The sequence below is a fragment of the Mycolicibacterium celeriflavum genome (assembly GCF_010731795.1).
Taxonomy (GTDB): Bacteria; Actinomycetota; Actinomycetes; order Mycobacteriales; family Mycobacteriaceae; genus Mycobacterium; species Mycobacterium celeriflavum.
In genome coordinates, this window is sequence record NZ_AP022591.1 from 2,591,815 (window position 1) to 2,610,055 (window position 18,241).

Consider the following 18,241-nt stretch of genomic DNA (forward strand, 5'->3'; position numbering starts at 1 on the left):
ATGGCAGAACAATCGCAGGCGGTGACGATCTCGCATCCGCCGGCCGCAGTGCTGCGCGCCGTCAATCCGTTGATCGGCCGGTTGTTGCGCACGCCGCTGGCGGGGTCGTTGCGCAAGCAGATGATGGTCGTCAACGTCACCGGTCGAAAGTCCGGTCAGCGGTATTCGATTCCGTTGAGCGCACACCGGATCGACGGCAACCTCTACGCGTTGACCAGCGCGCCGTGGAAGCACAACTTCCGCGACGGGGCGACCGCCGATGTGCTGGTCGATGGCCGGATGACGACGATGCGCGGTGAGCTGATCACCGATCCTGGCGCCGTCGCCGACCTGTCGCACCGATGCGCGCAGTCCTACGGCGTGAGGCGGGCGCAGAGCATGATGGGGCTGAAGTTCCGCGACAACCGAATTCCGACCGTGGAGGAGTTCACCGACCTGGTGCGCCGGGAGCGTTATGTCGCGGTGCGGTTCGTACCGGCCTGAGGGGCCGGCTCGCGACCACGACTGTCGGGCCGAACCGGCGTGTGCGGAATTGGACGGTCATCTTCGGGTCGGCGTGCTGCGCGAGCACACGCAGCGCCGACGGGCTGTAGGCGCGCAGCGAGCTGATCACCCCGTCGTGCACCAGCGGGACGACCCGGGTGAGCGGCAGCGCGGCGGCCAACACCATCGCGTGGACCGGCGCGGGTGGTCGGCGCAGGTCGATGATCATCAGCTTCTTCGCCGCACGCGTTCCCTCGGCGAACACGCGAGTGGCCTTCTCCGGCGGCAGGTGATGCAACGACAATGCGAACACGGCGAGGTCGAAAGACCCATCGGCGGCATCGATTGCGGTGGCATCCATTTCGCGCACCGTGGCACGCGGGTGACTGCCGAGGTCACCGGCGGAGATGGCCGTCACGAACGCGGGGTCGATGTCGGTGACCGTCACCTCCGCGGCGGCGTGGTCCTCCAGCAGCTTCTCCGACAGGCCGCCGAGGCCGGCCCCGAGTTCCAGGATCTTCGGCGTCGCAACGTCGGCCACCTCGTCGAGCACGAGCCGGGCGCATTTACCGTAGACACCCAACCGCCGTCGCCTGCCGCCGCGGTCGAGTGCCTGCACGACTTTGCGTTTCAGGTCATCGACGTCGTCACGGTCGAGGTACTCCAGCCGCTCGGTCCACAGCCGCCGGTCCAACCAGGAGGCGTTCGGGCCGCCTCGGGGCATGCCGACAATGTCGAGGGTTTCGCTACTCATCGCGCCCCTTTAACGAATGCTGGAGTTGGGCAACGTAAGTGGTGAGCGCTTCCGCGGTCAACATCTGATGGTGAGCGCAGTCGACCGCATACGTCGTGATGTCGCCGGTGACATAGGGCCGCCAACTCTGCACCTCGCCACCGTCGGCATCGCGGGATGCGGTGAAGACGACGATGTCGCCCTCGAACAGATCGGGCACATGGTCCTGTAGGCACAGCTGGTTGTCGGTGACGCGTTGAACCATGAACTCCAGCAACTGCTCTGACGGAAGCGCGACCGCCGACCCGTCGAGTTGTCGGCGAATCATGTATGCCGCCTCCGCGGCCGTGATCGGCTCCGATCGTTGCGGGAGGTCAATACCGTTGAGCCGCAGGATCTCCGACAGTATGGAGCTCTTCTGGGAGGCTTGAGCCTTCGCGATGACCCGATTCGCGCTGATGGCATCGTCCAGCAGGACCACGTTCTCGACGACGCATCCGCGGCGGCGAAGTTCGATGGCCAGTGCTTGGGCCACCACTCCCCCGAGTGACCAGCCGAGTACGTTGTAGCGACCGGCTGGACGGACGGCTTGGATCCTGTCTGCGTAACGTGCCGCCATGTCGCGGATCGATCTCGGTTCCGCTTCGCCGACGATGGCGACCTGGTTGATCCCGATGATCGGACAGTCCAGGTGGTCGGCGAGGATTCGATAGGCCCAGCTGAGGCCGAAGCCATCGTGGATGCAGCACAGCGGGACACCGGTGCCCTCTTTGAGGATCTCGACGGGCACCACCTCGGTGGCGCTGTCCGGCGTACCCAGTTGTCGGCTCAGGTTTTTCACCGACGGCGAGCTGAACATCGTGCGCACGGCGAGGTGGGCGTCCAGCTTGGTGTTGATGGCGGCGACGGCCCGGATCGCGGCGAGTGAGTCGCCGCCGAGGTCGAAGAAAGAGTCGTCGACGCCGACCCGCTCGAGGCCGAGTGTCTGGGCATAGATGTCGGCGATGACCTTCTCGGTGTCGGATTGTGGGGCGCGGTAGGTCTTTTCGCTTCGGTATTCGGGCGCAGGCAGCGCTCGGGCGTCGAGTTTACCGTTCACGGTCAGCGGCAACACGTCGACGACCATGACGGCGGCGGGCACCATGTAACCGGGGAGTCGCTCGCCCAGTGCGGCGCGGATCTGTTCGGGATCGACTGTGCCGACGGTCGATTCGCTGACGTAGCCGACCAGGCGGATGTCACCCGGACGGTCTTCGCGGGCGATGACGGCCGCCTGTTCCACACCGGGCAAGTCGGCCAGCGCCGATCTGATCTCGCCGAGCTCGATGCGATATCCACGGATCTTGAGCTGTTCGTCGGCGCGCCCGAGATAGCGCAGTTGACCGTCGGTGGCCCACCGGACCAGATCGCCGGTGCGATACATCCGTTGCCCCTGCCCCCCGAAGGGGCAGGCCACGAACCGCGACGCGGTCAACCCGGTGCGGTTCACATATCCGCACGCCAGCCCGTCGCCGGCCACAAACAACTCGCCGACGACGCCCGGCAGCACGGGCCGCAACCATTCGTCGAGCACGAAGAACGCCGCCCCCGACACCGGTGTGCCGATGGGAACCTCACCCATTCCCGGAGTCAGCGGCGCGCTGAACGACGTGTACCAAGTCTCGGTCGGGCCGTAGCCGTTGACCATCGTCCGACCGCCTGCCCACCGGTCGACCAGGTCGGCCGGGCAGGCCTCCCCCGCCACCACCAACGCGACGGCATCCAGACCGTCGGGCGAAAGCAGCGCGGCGGCTGAAGGGGTTTGGTTCAACACGGTGACGTGTTCGTCGACCAGCAGGGCGTGGAAGTCGCTCGGCGACGAGGCCACCTCCTCGGGTACCACCACCAGGCGGCCACCGCGCAGCAGGGCACCGAAGATCTCCCACACCGACACGTCGAACGCCAACGAATGCCACTGCGTCCACACCCCTGCGCGCGGCAGGCCGTCATCGGTCGCCTGCAGCAACTGCGTCACCGTGCAGTGGGTGACGGCGACACCTTTGGGGGCGCCGGTCGTACCCGAGGTGTAGATGATGTAGGCCAGGTCGTCGGCGGCCGGCGGCGGCAATGGGTCGCATGATTGCAGGCCGACAAGGGGGTCCGCGATATCGACGACCGCGACGTCGCAGCCCGCCAAGCGTTCGGCCAGCCCGGCGTGAGTGATCGCAGCGACCGGCGCGGCGTCGGCGAGCATGAACTCGATCCGCGCGTCGGGATGTGCGGGGTCGATCGGCAGGTAGGCCGCGCCGGTCTTCAGCACGGCGATAATCGCCACGACGGCATCGGCCGAGCGTTCCAGCAGCAAGGCCACACACTCGCCGCGTCGCGCGCCGAGGCCGAACAACGTGTGCGCCAGGCGATTCGACGCGTCGTCGAGATCCCGGTATGTCATCGAACGACCGCCGCAGGTGAGCGCCTCGGCGTCGGGGATGCACGCGACCTGCGCGTCGAACAGCGCCGGGATCGATGCCTCGGGGCGGGCGGTCCGCGTCAGCACCGCTCGGTTGCCGACGTCATCCAGCAGGGCCTGCTCACCCTCGCTGAGGAGAGCGACCGAGGACATCCGGTGCTGCAGGCCAGTCGTCATCGCCACCAACACGCGCTCAAGCCGCTGGATCAGCGTTTCGATGGTGTCCGAGTCGAAGACGTCGGTGCGGAACTCGACCGCCCCCCGGATCCCGGCGGCCTCACCGCCGTCGGTCCAGTTCTCGGTCAGGTGGAACACCAGATCCATCCGCGCGGTGTGGATGTCCACCGGCTTCTGGGTGATGTGCAGATCGCCCAGGGCGAGCCGCGCAGCCGGATCGCTAGTCTCGCCGAGGACGTTCTGCCAGGCCACCATCACCTGGACCAGCGGGTGGTGGGTCAGGCTCCGCGTGGGGTTGAGCCGGTCGACGAGCACTTCGAAAGGCACGTCCTGGTTTTCGTACGCGACCAGGCTGCGCCGCCGCACCTGGTCCAGCACCTCGGCGAGGGTGGGGTCACCATCGAGGTTCACCCGCAGCACCAACGTGTTGACGAAGAACCCGACCAGGTCGTCCAAGGCTCGGTCGGCGCGTCCGGCGATCGGGAAGCCCACGGCGACATCGTTGTCGGCGCTGATGTTGGCCAGCAGCACCGCGAGGGCGGACTGGATCACCATGAAGGTGGTCGCGTTGTGCTCGCGTGCCACCTGGCGCAGCCGGTGCTGCAGTTCGGCGGGCCATTCCACCACGACGCTGGCGCCGCGTTGATCGGCCACCGGAGGGTAGGGCCGATCGGTGGGAAGGGCCAGCCGCTCGGGCAACCCCGCCAAGGCGTCCTGCCAGTAGTCCAGTTGCGCGGCGATGGGACTGTCGGCGTCGCGGAGATCGCCGAACTGAGCGCGCTGCCATACCGTGTAATCCACGTATTGGACCGGCAATTGCGCCCAGCTGGGCGCCTGTCCCGCAGACCGGCTGGCGTATGCCACGCCCAGATCACGTACCAGCGGGCTCACCGATGCGGCGTCGGCGGCGATGTGGTGCACCGCGGCGGCGAGCACATGTTCGTCGTCGGAGATGCGGAACAGCGCTGCCCGCAACGGAACCTCGCTTGTCAGGTCGAACGAGTGGCGCACCGTCCGTTCGACGGCCTGGTCCAGCCGGGCTGCCGGCCAGCCGTCGGCATCGACGACCTCCCAACCGAAGTCGATTCCCTGGGGTGGGATCACCAGCTGCTGGGGCACCCCGCCGGTGGCCACGAACAGCGTACGCAGGCTCTCATGGCGGCCGACGACGTCGCAGAGCGCTGCACTCAGCGCGTCGGTGTCGAGGTCTCCGCGCAGTTGCAGTACCACCGCCATGTTGTAAACCGGTGAGGGGCCCTGCAATTGGTCGAGCACCCAAAGCCTGCTCTGGGCGAACGAGAGCGGTACCACCGCGGGGCGGTCGACGGGAACCAACGGCGTGCGCCGGCCCACCGACCCGCTGACCCGCGGCGCAAGCTGTGCGACGGTGGGGGCGTCGAACACGGCGCGCACCGAAAGACCGGAGTCCAGCGCCGTGTTGACGGCCGCTGTCATGCGCATCGCCGACAACGAATCCCCGCCGAGGTCGAAGAATGAGTCGTCGACGCCGACCCGGTCGACACCCAGCACTTCGGCGTAGATGTCGGCCAGGATGTGTTCGACCGCTGCGCCCGGGGCGCGGTAGGCCTCGGCGCCTTGGTATTCCGGTGTCGGCAGGGCGCGGATGTCGAGTTTGCCGTTGACCGTCAGCGGCAGCGCGTCAAGCCGCACCACTGCCGCCGGCACCATGTAGGCGGGCAGCTCGTCGGCCAGCTGGGCGCGGATGCCGGCGGGATCTGCTGTGCCGGTGAAATAGCCGATCAGGCGTTCACCGCCGGAGCGGTCCTCGCGCGCGATCGCGGCGGCCTGCTCGACGCCGGCCAATCCGGCCAGCGCTGTGCGCACTTCGCCGAGTTCGATGCGGTAGCCGCGGATCTTCACCTGCTCGTCCGCGCGTCCCAGGTACCGCAGCTGCCCGTCGTCGCTCCAGCGCACCAGGTCGCCGGTCCGATACATCCGGCTCCCCGGCCCGCCGAACGGGCAGCCGACGAACCGCGCCGCCGTCAGCCCGGGTCGGCGCCAATATCCGACGCCTACACCGCGGCCGGCGACGTACAGTTCGCCGACCGCCCCGATGGGCACCGGTCGCAGCCATCCGTCGAGCACGAACAACGCCGCCCCGGCCACCGGCGCACCGATCGGCACCGGGCCCGGCCCGGGCGTCAACGGCGCGCTGACGGTCGCGTACACCGTGGTTTCGGTGGGCCCGTAGGCATTGATCAACACCTTGTCGGGCGCCCACCGATCGACGAGTTCCGTCGGGCATGCCTCGCCGGCGACCACCAACGCGGTCGAGTCCAGGCTCTCGGGTGCGAGCATCGCGGCCGCAGACGGGGTTTGGCTCAGCACGCTGACGTTTTCGGCGACCAGCAACGCGTGCAAGTCATCCGGGGAGGCTGCGACGCTCTCGGGCACCACGACGAGCCGTCCACCGCGTAGCAGCGCGCCCCAGATCTCCCAGACCGAGACGTCGAAGGCCAGCGAATGCCATTGCGTCCACACCGGCGTCAGCGGGATCCCCACGCCCAGCGAATCAAGATGCTGGGTGACGTTACGGTGCGTTACCGCAACGCCTTTCGGCATACCGGTGGTGCCCGAGGTGTAGATGACGTAGGCCAGGTCGTCTGGTGCGGGCGTCGGCAACGGCTCGCACGACCGGGTGCGGACCGCCGGGTCGTGCACGTCGATGACCGGCACCTCGCCGCCCAGCCTGTCGCCCAACTCGGCGGTCGTGATCGCGGCGACCGGTGCGGCGTCTTCGGTCATGAACGCGATTCGGGTAGACGGCAGCGCGGGGTCGATCGGCAGGTACGCCGCTCCGCTCTTGAGCACCGCCAGAATCGCCACAATCGCCTCGGCGGACCTCTCCAGCAGCAGCGCGACGCACCGCCCCGGCCCCGCACCGCTGTCAACCAGTCTGTGCGCCAACCGGTTCGACGTTTCATCGAGCTCCCGATAGGTCCACGAGGACTCACCGCTGCTCAGGGCTACCGCGTCGGGGGTGCGTGCCGCTTGGGCTGCCCACAGCTCCGGTATCGAGCCTTGCGTGGCGGGCTGGTGCAATACCGGGCGGTTGCCGAACCGGTCGAGCAGGTCGTGTTCGGCACGGTCGAGCAGATCCGTCGACGACAGCCGCCGGGCCGGATCGGCGGTCATCGCCTCGAGCGCCCGCCGCAACCGCTCGATGAGCGTGTCGATTTCGGCCGCGTCGAACAGGTCGGCGTCGAATTCGAGACGCAGGCGCAATTCGTCGCCTGAGCGGGCCTGCAGCATCAGCGGATAGTGCGTGGACTCGCGGCCGACGATTCCGGTGATCGCCAACTCGCTCACCTCCGCCAGCGCGCTGGCGTCGACCGGGTAGTTCTCGTAGACGAAGATGGTGTCGAACAGCTGGTCTTGGCCGGTGGCTTTGTGAATCTCGTTGAGCGCCAGTTGCTGATGCTCGAGTGTGCTGATGTGTGCGCGTTGTAGTGCACCGAGCAGACCGGCCGCGGTGGTTTCCGGGGTGATGTTCGCGCGCACCGGCACGGTGTTGATGAGCAGGCCGACCATCGTTTCCGCGCCGACCACATCGGTCGGGCGTCCGGACACCGCGGCGCCGAACACGACGTCGTGGTGGCCCGTCAGCGACATCAGCACCTGCGCCCACGCGGCCTGCAGAACGATGTTGACCGTGGTGCGCTGCGAGCGCGCCAGGTCGTTGAGTGCATGAGTGATCCGCTCCGGCAATGAGACTGATGTAGTGCCTCGCGGTCCCTGCCCCAGCCGGCCGGGCGAGCCGATCAAGGTGGGGGTGTCGAACCCGGCCAGCGTCTCGCCCCAGGCGGCGCGGGCGGCGTCGACGTCCTGCTCGGCCAGCCAGGCGACGAAGCTCCGGTACGGCGACGCCGCGGGCAACCGCTGCCCGTAGTAGCCGGCGAAGATCTCCTGCATCACGATGGGTAACGACCAACCGTCGAGCACGATGTGGTGATTGGTCAGCACCAGCCGGTGTCGGTCCGGCGCGGTGCGGACCAATGCCGCCCGGAAGGCCGGCGGTCGGCTGAGGTCGCACACCGCGACACGTTCGTCTGCGCACAACTGCTGGACGTGCTCGTCGGGGTTTCGACCGTTTCGGGTGAGATCGAGGTAGCGCCAGCCCGGTTCGGGGTCAGCGGGAATGATCTGGACCGGCTCGTCGAACTGCGTGCAGAATCGGGCGGCGAGGTTGGGATGACGGACGGCCACGGTGTGGATGGCGTCGCGGAGGCGGTCGGGCTCGAGTGAGCCGGCGATCGTGATGTCGAGCTGCATGGCGTAGACGTCGTCGTCTGCGTTCGCGGCGGTGTCGGCGTGGAAGAGCAGTCCCTGCTGCAGCGGGGTCAGCGGCAGGATGTCGGCGATGTGGTCGTGCGCTTGCAGCTGGTCGAGTTGCTGTTGGGTGAGCCGGGCGGGCGCGATGTCGGAGGGCGTCAGCCCGCCGCCGCCGCCCGCGACGTGGGCGCAGATGCCCTGCAGCGCCTCGAAGAACAGACGACCGAGTCGGCCGGCTTGCGCCGACTCGAGAACCGACGAAGCGAACGTCCAATTCGCCTGCAGCGCAGGACCGTCTCCGGTGTCGACGGCCGCGGCGTTGAGTTCGATGGCGTGGGTCAACGGCATGGGCACTGCCGCGGCGGCCTCTGCCAGCGCCAACCCGTCGCGGCTGACGCGCCACATGTCCTCGGACAACGCAGCGGCGCCCGCGCCGAGCCGGCCGAGGTAGTTGAACCCGAGCGACGGGTCGGGCTCGGACAGGTCGACGTCGGGGTTCAGGTAACGCAGCAGCCCGTAGGTCAGCGGTTCGGGGTGGGCGCGCAGTTGTTCCTTGAGGTCTTTGACGACCGGCCCCAGCGCGGCGTCACCGGCGATCACGTGCTGCCAGTTCAGTTTTCCGGCGATCAGGGCGACGGGGTGTTTGGTGGTGAACCAGCCCACCGTGCGCGACAGGTCGACATCGGCGGCGAGGTGTTCGTGGCGGCCGTGGCCCTCGACGTCGATGCCGACCGGCGCGGCGGTGCCCACGAATTCGCTGCAGGCCAGCGCGTAGGCGATCAGCAGGATGTCGGAAACACCGGCGTGGAATGCGGTGGGCACCTCACCGAGCAGCGCGCGGGTGCTGTGAACATCCAATGACACCGACAGATGGCCCGCGCTGGCATAGGTGTCGGCGCATGGTCGGGGCGCGGGCAGCGCGGGCGCCGTCGTAACGATCCGCTTCCACACGTCGGCGTGCGCGAGGACCGCGTCGGTGCGGGCGTGCTCGGCCAGCAGCGCGGCCCACTGCCGGAACGAGGTGCCGGTGGGAGGTAGCGCAATGGGCTGGCCGTGGTGGTGTTGGGCCCAGGCGATGTTGAGGTCTTCGACCAGGATCGGCCACGACACCGCGTCAACGGCGAGGTGGTGGATGATCAGCGCGAGCTGCCCGGTAGTGGGCACCCACAATGCGGCGACCGTCAGCCCGGCGGCCGGATCCAGTTGCGCGCGAGCGGTGCTCAGCGCCTCATCGCTGAACACGTCGGACATGCGTAAGCAGGCGTGGGCGTATACCGACCCGGGCTCGGGCACGGTCATCTGGTCGCCGGCGGCCCGCAGGCGCAGCATGGCGTGCCGGTCCAGCAGCGCCTGCAGCAGCGTGACGACGTCGGCGTCGGTGACGCCTGAGGGGGCCTGCAGCACCATGGTCTGGTTGAACTGGTCGATCGGGCCGTCGAGGCCGCGCAGCCAGCTCATGATCGGGGTGAGCTGCACCGGGCCGGTGCCGTCGTCGGTGGGGACGGTCTGACCGCCGGTCGCGTCGGCCACTCGGGCCAGTCGTGCCACGGTCTGTTCGACGAAGATGTCCCGCGGGCGGCACCGCAGCCCCGCGGCGCGGGCTCGGGCCACCACTTGCATCGACAGGATGCTGTCGCCGCCCAGGTCGAAGAACGAGTCGTCGACACCGACCCGCTCCAGCCCGAGGACCTGTGCGTAGATGCCGGCCAAGATCTCCTCGACCGCGTCTGCGGGGGCGCGGTATTGCAGCGTGTTCTGGTAGTCGGGTGCGGGCAGGGCCCGGGTGTCGAGTTTGCCGTTGACCGTCAACGGGATTGCCTCCACCATGACCACCGCGGCCGGCACCATGTAGGCCGGCAGCCGCTCGGCCAGCGCGACGCGGGCCGCAGCGGCGTCGACGGTGCCGGTGGCGTAGCCGACCAGACGCTTGTCGCCTGGACGGTCCTCGCGGACGATGACCGTCGCCTGCTCCACACCATCGACTTCGGCGAGGGCGCTTTGGATTTCCCCGAGTTCTATGCGGTAGCCGCGGATCTTGACCTGCTCGTCGGCGCGGCCGAGATACTGCAGTTGTCCGTCCGCGCGCCAGCACACCAGATCTCCGGTGCGATACATCCTTTGCGCTGGCGTTCCCGCGCCGACGAACGGACACGCCACGAACCGCGACGCGGTCAAGGCGGACCGGCCGAGGTAGCCCATTCCCACGCCGGCGCCGGCCACGTACAACTCGCCGACCACGCCGGCCGGCACCGGGCGCAGCCACTCGTCGAGCACGAACACCGCGGCCGTCGACACCGGCGCACCGATCGGCGCGGCCCCCGAACCCGCCGTCAGCGGTGCGCTCATCGACGCGTACACCGTGGCCTCGGTGGGTCCGTAGGCATTGATCAGCACCCGGCCCGGAGCCCACCGATCCACCACCTCGGCCGGACACGCCTCGCCACCCAGCAGGACCGCCGCCGACTCGAGTCCAATCGGACTCAATGCCGCTATGGCAGACGGGGTTTGGGTCAGCACGTTGACCCGCTCCCGCACCAGCAACGCGTGGAGGTCCTCGGGTGACCCGGCGACCGCTTCCGGGACGATCACCAGTCGTCCCCCACCGAGCAGCGCGGCCCAGACTTCCCACACGGAGAAGTCGAAGCCGTACGAATGACACTGTGTCCACACCTGATCCGTCGGCAGAGCCGCGGGAGTGGAAGCGGCGATATGAGCCAGGTTCTGGTGGGTGATCGCCACGCCCTTCGGGGTGCCGGTCGTGCCCGACGTGTAGATCAGGTATGCGATATCGTCGGCCGCGGGCGCCGGTAACGGGGTATCCGGCTGGTCGGCGACGGCCGCATCGGCGATGTCGACGACCGGGATGTCGCTTCCGTCCAGCAGCTCCGCGAGCGCGGCGTTGGTCAGCACGGCGACCGGGGCCGCGTCGGCGAGCATGAAATCCCTGCGCGCCGAGGGCAATGACGGATCGATCGGTAGATACGCCGCCCCCGTCTTGAGCACCGCCAGCATCGCGACGACCGCCTCGCAGCAGCGGTCGAACAGCAGCGCGACGCGCGAGCCGGGTTCAACATTGCGGCGGGTCAACAAGTGCGCGAGTCGATTCGCCGCGTCGTCGAGTTCACGGTACGTCAGGCAGTGGTCCGGCCCGGTGACCGCGACGGCGTTCGGGTGGCGCGCGACGTGCTCGGCGAACAACTCGGGAACCGACGCCACCGCCGGCGACGGCGCGCTCAGTACGGCCAGGTTGCCCGCCTCGTCCAGGCGACGGTGTTCGCCGGCATCGAGCAGATCTATCGCGGCGAGCGGTCGGTGCGGATCGGCGGTCATCGTCGTCAACACCCGCTCGAACCGGTCGACGAGCGCTTCGATGCTGGCCGGGTCGAAGATGTCGGTGCGGAACTCGACCGCACCCCGAATGCCGGCCGGCCGACCGGAATCGGTGAAGTGCTCCGAGAGCGAGAACGTCAGGTCCATGCGGGCGGTGTGGGTGTCGACCGGAAGTTGGGTGACGTGCAAGTCGCCCAGGGACAACTCGGCAGCCGGACCATCGCCGAGGCCGGGCAGATTCTGCCAAGCCAACAGCACCTGCACCAGCGGGTGATGTGCGAGCGATCGGGCTGGATTGAGCCGCTCCACCAGCAACTCGAACGGCACCTCTTGATGGTCGAACGCCGCCAAGCTGCGCCGCCGTACCTGGTCGAGCAACTCGGCGAAGCTGGGGTTTCCGGCCAGATCGACCCGTAGCACCAACGTGTTGACGAAGAAGCCGATCAGCTCATCGAGTGCGGGATCGCTGCGTCCGGCGATCGGAAACCCGACCGCCACATCGGAGCTCGCGCTCAGCCGCGACAGCAGCACCGCGAGGCCGGTCTGCATCACCATGAACGGCGTCGCGTTGTATTCCGCGGCCATCTTCCGCACCCGCTGCTGCAATCCGGCGGGCCAATCCACGGTCAGACTGGCGCCCCGTTGATCGGCGAGCGCCGGATAGGGCCGGTCCGTGGGTAGTTGCAGCCGCTCGGGCAGACCCGCCAGGACCTGCTCCCAGTGAGCCAGCTGCGCGGCGATGGGGCTGTCGCTGTCGTCGAGATCGCCGAACCGCGCCCGCTGCCACATCGTGTAGTCGACGTATTGCACCGGCAACGGGGTCCATTCGGGTGTCTTTCCGTGCCGGCGCGCTTGGTAGGCCTCACCGAGATCACGCATCAGTGGAGCCAGCGACCAGCCGTCGGCGGCGATGTGGTGTACGACGCCCAGCAGCACATGATCCTCGTCGCTGACGCGGAATACCGTTGCCCGCACCGGGATCTCGGTGGCCAGGTCGAACGTCTGCCCCGCCGCGTCGCCGACGGCCTCCGCGAGCCGGTGTTCGGACCATGCGGCGGCATCGACGACGTGCCAGCCGACATCGGCTTGCGTCCTGGGCACCACCAGTTGCCGGGCGGTGCCGTCGGGCGCGACGAAAAGCGTGCGCAGGGTTTCGTGTCGGTCCACCACGTCTCCCAGCGCCGCGCGTAACGCATCGGCGTCAAGTCGTCCGTGCAGTCGCAACGCCAGCACGATGTGGTAAACCGGCGAGGGACCGTGCAACTGGTCGATGACCCACAACCGGTTCTGGGCGAACGACAGCGGAATGACGGCGGGCCGCTGGACAGGCACCAACGGTTCACGACCGCCCGCGGCGCCGTTGACTCGCGGCGCCAACTGACCGACGGTCGGAGCGTCGAACAATGCGCGCACTCCGACATCGGCCTGCAGACCGGCATTGATCGCCGCGACGACCCGCATGGCCGACAGCGAGTCTCCGCCGAGGTCGAAGAACGAGTCGTCGATGCCGACGCGCTCGAGACCCAGTACGTGGGCGAAGATGCCGGTCAGGATCTCCTCGATGTGGTTGGTCGGGGCGCGGTAGTGATCGACACCGACGTATTCGGGGGTCGGCAGCGCGCGAGTGTCGAGTTTGCCGTTGACCGTGACCGGCAGCGCGTCGAGCACCACCACCGCCGCGGGCACCATGTAGGGCGGCAGCCGGTCGGCCAGCGCTTCGCGGGCCTGGGCCGCATCGATGCCACCGGTGACGTATCCGACCAGCCGCTTGTCGCCGGGGCGGTCTTCGCGGGCGATGACGACCGATTGCTGCACTCCGGCCAGTTCGGCCAGCGCGGCCTGGACTTCGCCGAGTTCGATGCGGTAGCCGCGGATCTTGACCTGCTCGTCGGCGCGCCCGAAATAGCGCAACTGCCCGTCAGGGGCCCAGCACACCAGATCACCGGTGCGATACATCCGCTGCCCGGGTTCGCCGAACGGGCACGCCACGAATCGTGCTGCGGTCAAACCTGTTCGGCGCCAATACCCGACACCCACACCGCGGCCCGCGACGTGCAACTCGCCGACCACCCCGAACGGCACCGGCCGCAACCACCCGTCGAGCACGAAGAAGGCCGCACCTGTCACAGGCGAGCCGATCGGCGGAGCGCCGGAGCCGGGCGCCAGCGGCGCGCTCTTGGACAGCCACATCGTCGTCTCGGTGGGGCCGTAGACGTTGATCATCACCCGCCCGGGCGCCCACCGATCCACCAACTCGGGTGGGCAGGTCTCGGCCCCGATCACCAATGCGGTCGAGCCCAGGCCGGCTGGCGTCAATCCCCGCACGGCAGAGGGTGTTTGGGTCAGCACGCTGACGTGTTCGCGCATCAGCAGGGCGTGGAAGTCGTCGGGGGCGCGCGCCACCGACTCGGGCACGATCACCAGCCGGCCGCCGTGTAGCAAGGCGCCCCAGATCTCCCACACCGAGAAGTCGAAAGCGTAGGAATGGAACTGCGTCCACACCTGGCCCGATGTCAACTCCAGTCCGGTGTCGAGGCGGTCGAACAGTTGCACGACGTTGTATTGCGTGACGGCAACGCCTTTGGGCATGCCGGTGGTGCCCGAGGTGTAGATGATGTGCGCGAGGTCGTCCGGTGCGGGCGTCGGCAGTGGTGTGGTGGGCTGCGTGTCGATGCGGGGGTCGGCGATGTCGATTACCGGCACCTCACACTCGGCGAGTCGGTCCGCCAGTTCGCCGGTGCTCAGCGCGGCGATCGGCGCGGCGTCGTCGATCATGAACCTGATCCGGGCGCTCGGGTGCGCCGGGTCGATCGGCAGATACGCCGCACCCGTCTTGAGCACCGCCAGAATCGAGACGATCGCCTCGGCGCAGCGCGAGAACATCAGCGCCACCGCCTGCCCCGGGCCGGCACCCTTGGCGGTGAGCAGGTGCGCCAACCGATTCGACGCCTCGTCCACTTCGCGATAGGTCCACGAACGACCACCACACACCAGCGCTACCGCATCCGGCGTGCGAGTCACCTGCGCGGCGAACACCGCCGGAATCGACAGCGGCGTCGCGGGCCGGGTCAAGACCGCCCGGTTGCCGATCTGGTCCAATTGGGCGTGCTCGTCCGCGTCGAGCAGATCGATCGACATCAGTCGCCGCGTGGGGTCGGTGGTCATCGCCACCAACACGCGCTGCAGACGGTGGATGAGCATGTTGATACCGGCCGCGTCGAACACGTCGGTGTCGTATTCGAGGCGAAGCGAGAGTTCCAGTCCCGGCATGGCCTGCAGCGTCAGCGGGTAGTCGTTGCGTTCGCGGGTGCTGAACTCTGTGACGGCCAGCCCGTCGACATCGAGAAGCGCCGAGGTGTCGATCGGATAGTTCTCGTAGACGAAAAGCGTGTCGAACAGTTGATCCTGGCCGGTGATTCGGTGGATCTCGCTGAGCGCCAGATGCTGGTGGTCCAGGGTGCTGGTGTGGCCGTATCGGAGTTGGTCCAGGACGTCGGAGGTGGTGGTGGCCGGCGTGAAGGTCGCGCGGACGGGCACGGTGTTGATCAACAGGCCGACCATCGATTCCGCGTCGGCCAGGTCGGCGGGGCGGCCGGACACCGCGGTGCCGAAAGCGACGTCGTGGTGACCGGTCAGCCACATCAGCAGCTGCGCCCAGGCGGCTTGCAGCACGGTGTTGACGGTGGTGTGCTGTGAGCGTGCCAACTCGCTGACGGCTCGACTGATGTTCTCCGCCAAGTGATGCGACGTGACGCCGCGGCAACCGACCTTACCGGGCGGGGCGACCATCGTCGGCGTGTCGAATCCCGCGAGCACCTCGGCCCATGCCGTCCGCGCGGATTCGAGGTCCCGCCCGGACATCCAGCTGACGTACCGGCGATAGGATCCGGCGGCCGGCAGCCGCTGGCCGAAGTAGCTGCCGAACAGCTCCTGCGCCAGGATCGGCAGGGACCAGCCGTCAATGACGATGTGGTGGAAGGTCAGTACGCACCGATGCCGGTCGTCGGCGGTGCGGAGCAGCGCCGCCCGAAATGCCGGCGGGTCGGTGAGTTGGCAGACCGCCTCGCGTTCGTCGGCGCAGATCCGCACGACCTGTTCGTCGGCGTCCTCGCCCACCAGGTCGAGGTAGCGCCACGCGGGTCTGGCATCGGCAGGGATGATTTGTACGGGCGGGTCGTACTCTGCGCAGAATCGGGCGACCAGGTGCGGGTGGCGGATGGCCACCGCGTGGACGGCCGCTTCGAGGCGATGCGGGTCCAGCGCACCGGTGATCGTGATGTCGAGTTGCATCGCATACAGGTCGTCGCCGTTGCCCTTCGCGGTGCTGGCGTGGAAGAGCAGTCCCTGCTGCATCGGGGTCAGCGGGAGAATGTCGGCGACGCCGAATCGCTCTTGTAGTAGGTCGATTTGGTGCTGATCGAGCCGGGCTGGCGCGATGTCGGAAGGGGTCAGGCCGCCGCCGCCCTGACGAACGTGGGCGCAGATACCTCTCAAGGCGTCGAAGAACAACCGGTTGAGACGACTGACCCGGGCCCGATCGAGGACCGACGGCGCCCACGTCCACCTGGCCTGCAATTGCGGGCCAGTGTCGGTGTCGACGGTGGCGGCGTTGAGTTCGGCGGTGTGCGCCAAGGGCATGGGAACCGCGGCGGCGACCTCGATGAGCGGCAGGCCATTTCGGCTTACCTGCCAGAGCCCGTCGGCGCCTTCGGCCGCAGCGGCGCTCAGGCGGCCGAGATAGTTGAAGCCGATGGACGGGTCAGGCGTGGCGAGGTCGACGTCGTTGTTGAGGTAACGCAGTAGTCCGTAGGTCAGGCCGTCGGGCGTGTCGCGGAGTTGTTCCTTGGCGTCTTTCACGACGGCGCCCAGCGAGGCGTCACCGGCGACGATCTTGGTCCAGTTCAGCTCGGCGATAGTCAGCGCAACAGGGTATTTGATGGTGAACCAACCGACCGTGCGCGACAGGTCGATATCGGCGGCGAGGTCGTCGTGGCGGCCGTGTCCTTCGACGTCGATGCCGACGGGGGCGCCGTCGGTGTCGAGGAATGTCGACCACGCAATCGCGTAGGCGATCAGCAGGATGTCTTGTATTCCGGCGTTGAACGCACCGGGCACTTCGCCGAGCAGAAGGCGGGTCGTATCGGTGTCCAGTGTTTCGGACAGGTGGCCCGCGTTGGCATAGGTGTCGATCCCCGGCTGCGGCGGCGCCAGCGTAGGCGAGGTCGCCGCCACCTGCCGCCACCTGTCGGCGTGACCCAATACCGCAGGGTCGTGGGCGTGTTCGGACAGCAGCTTGGCCCACGCCTTAAACGATGTACCCGTCACCGGTAATGTCACGGGTTGTCCGTTGCGGTGTTGTGCCCAGGCGATATTGAGGTCTTCGAGAAGGATGCGCCATGACACCGCGTCGACGGCCAGGTGGTGAATGATCAAGGCCACTTGGCCGGTGGCGGGCGCCCACAGCGCGCTGAGCATCCGACCGCTGGCCGGGTCCAGCCGCGCCCGGGCCGCTCTCACCGCTTCCTCGGACAGTTCGTCGACGGCGTGCACACACACGTCGGCGTCGACCGTACCCGGCTCGGGCGCCGTCAACGTGTCGGCTGCGCGTAGCCGCAGCATGGCGTGCCGATCCAAGAGCGCCTGCAGCACGGTGACGACGTCGGTGCGGGTCACTCCGTCGGGCGCTTGCACCACGATCGTCTGGTTGAACTCCGCGACGGGGCCGTCGATCTCGTGCAGCCAGCGCATGATCGGGGTGGGCGACACGTCGCCGACGCCTTCGTCGGCTGGGCCGCTGTCGACGGTCATCACCGCCGCGGCGCGGGCGAGGCGGGCCACGGTCTGCTCGACGAAGATGTCACGAGGCCGACATGTCACACCCGCTGCCCGGGCGCGGGCCACCACCTGCATCGACAAGATGCTGTCACCGCCGAGGTCGAAGAACGAGTCGTCGACGCCGACCCGCTCGAGACCCAGCACCTGGGCGTAGATACCGGCCAGGATCTCCTCGACGGCGTCGGCCGGTGCACGATACCGCTCACCCTCCTGGTACTCCGGTGTCGGAAGCGCGCGGGTGTCGAGTTTGTTGTTCGGCGTCAGCGGCATTGTCTCCAAACGCATCACCGCGACCGGCACCATGTATGCCGGTAGCCGCTCGGCCAGCGCGGTTCGCGCCTCGCCGGGGTGCGCCGTTCCGGTGATGTAGCCGACCAACCGCTTGTCGCCGGGACGGTCCTCGCGAACGATGACGACCGCTTGCTCGACGGCGTCCAGTTCGCCCAGCGCCGCCTGGATTTCGCCGAGTTCGATGCGGTAGCCGCGGATCTTGACCTGCTCGTCGGCGCGGCCCAGGTACTGCAGCTGGCCGTCGGCACGCCAGCGCACCAGATCCCCGGTGCGATACATCCGTTGTCCGAACCCCTCGAACGGACAAGCCACGAATCGTGACGCGCTCAACCCTGGCCGGCCGATGTAGCCACACGCCAGACCGGCCCCGGCCACATACAGCTCACCGGCCGATCCGGTCGGCACCGGTCGTAGCTCGTCGTCGAGCACGAAGAGCGCCGCCCCGGGCACCGGTGAGCCGATCGGCACACCCGACCCCGGCGTCAGCGGGGCACTGATCGCCACACACATCGTGGTCTCGGTCGGCCCGTAGGCATTGATCATCACCCGGCCGGCCGCCCACTGCTCCACCACCTCGGCCGAACAGGCCTCGCCGACCACCACCAAAGCCGCCGACTCCAACCCCTCGCGCGGCAATACCCGTACGGCGG

Annotated in this window: 3 protein-coding genes (1 of these 3 cut by a window edge); 1 reads left to right on the top strand and 2 read right to left on the bottom strand. The window is 68.3% G+C overall.

Going from position 1 to position 18,241, the window contains the following annotated elements; translation table 11 throughout:
- Complete coding sequence (locus G6N18_RS12680; RefSeq protein ID WP_083003099.1) at positions 1–483, top strand: hypothetical protein; 483 nt, start codon at positions 1–3, stop codon at positions 481–483.
- Here the strand turns inward: G6N18_RS12680 and G6N18_RS12685 are convergent.
- Entirely contained in the window at positions 428–1,237 is an 810-nt protein-coding gene (locus tag G6N18_RS12685; RefSeq protein ID WP_083003096.1) for a class I SAM-dependent methyltransferase, read from the bottom strand. The genes G6N18_RS12680 and G6N18_RS12685 overlap by 56 nt on opposite strands.
- Positions 1,230–18,241, bottom strand: the 3' portion of a protein-coding gene (locus tag G6N18_RS12690; protein ID WP_163689880.1) for a non-ribosomal peptide synthase/polyketide synthase. Its footprint extends 13,015 nt past the window's final position; only the last 17,012 of its 30,027 coding nucleotides appear in the window; its start codon lies off the right edge, out of view; its stop codon occupies positions 1,230–1,232. The genes G6N18_RS12685 and G6N18_RS12690 overlap by 8 nt, the downstream gene beginning before the upstream one ends.

Coding starts and splice junctions, on each gene's coding strand:
- G6N18_RS12680 (WP_083003099.1), top strand. CDS start 1: ATGGCAGAACAATCGCAGGCGGTGACGATCTCGCATCCGCCGGCCGCA.
- G6N18_RS12685 (WP_083003096.1), bottom strand. CDS start 1,237: ATGAGTAGCGAAACCCTCGACATTGTCGGCATGCCCCGAGGCGGCCCG.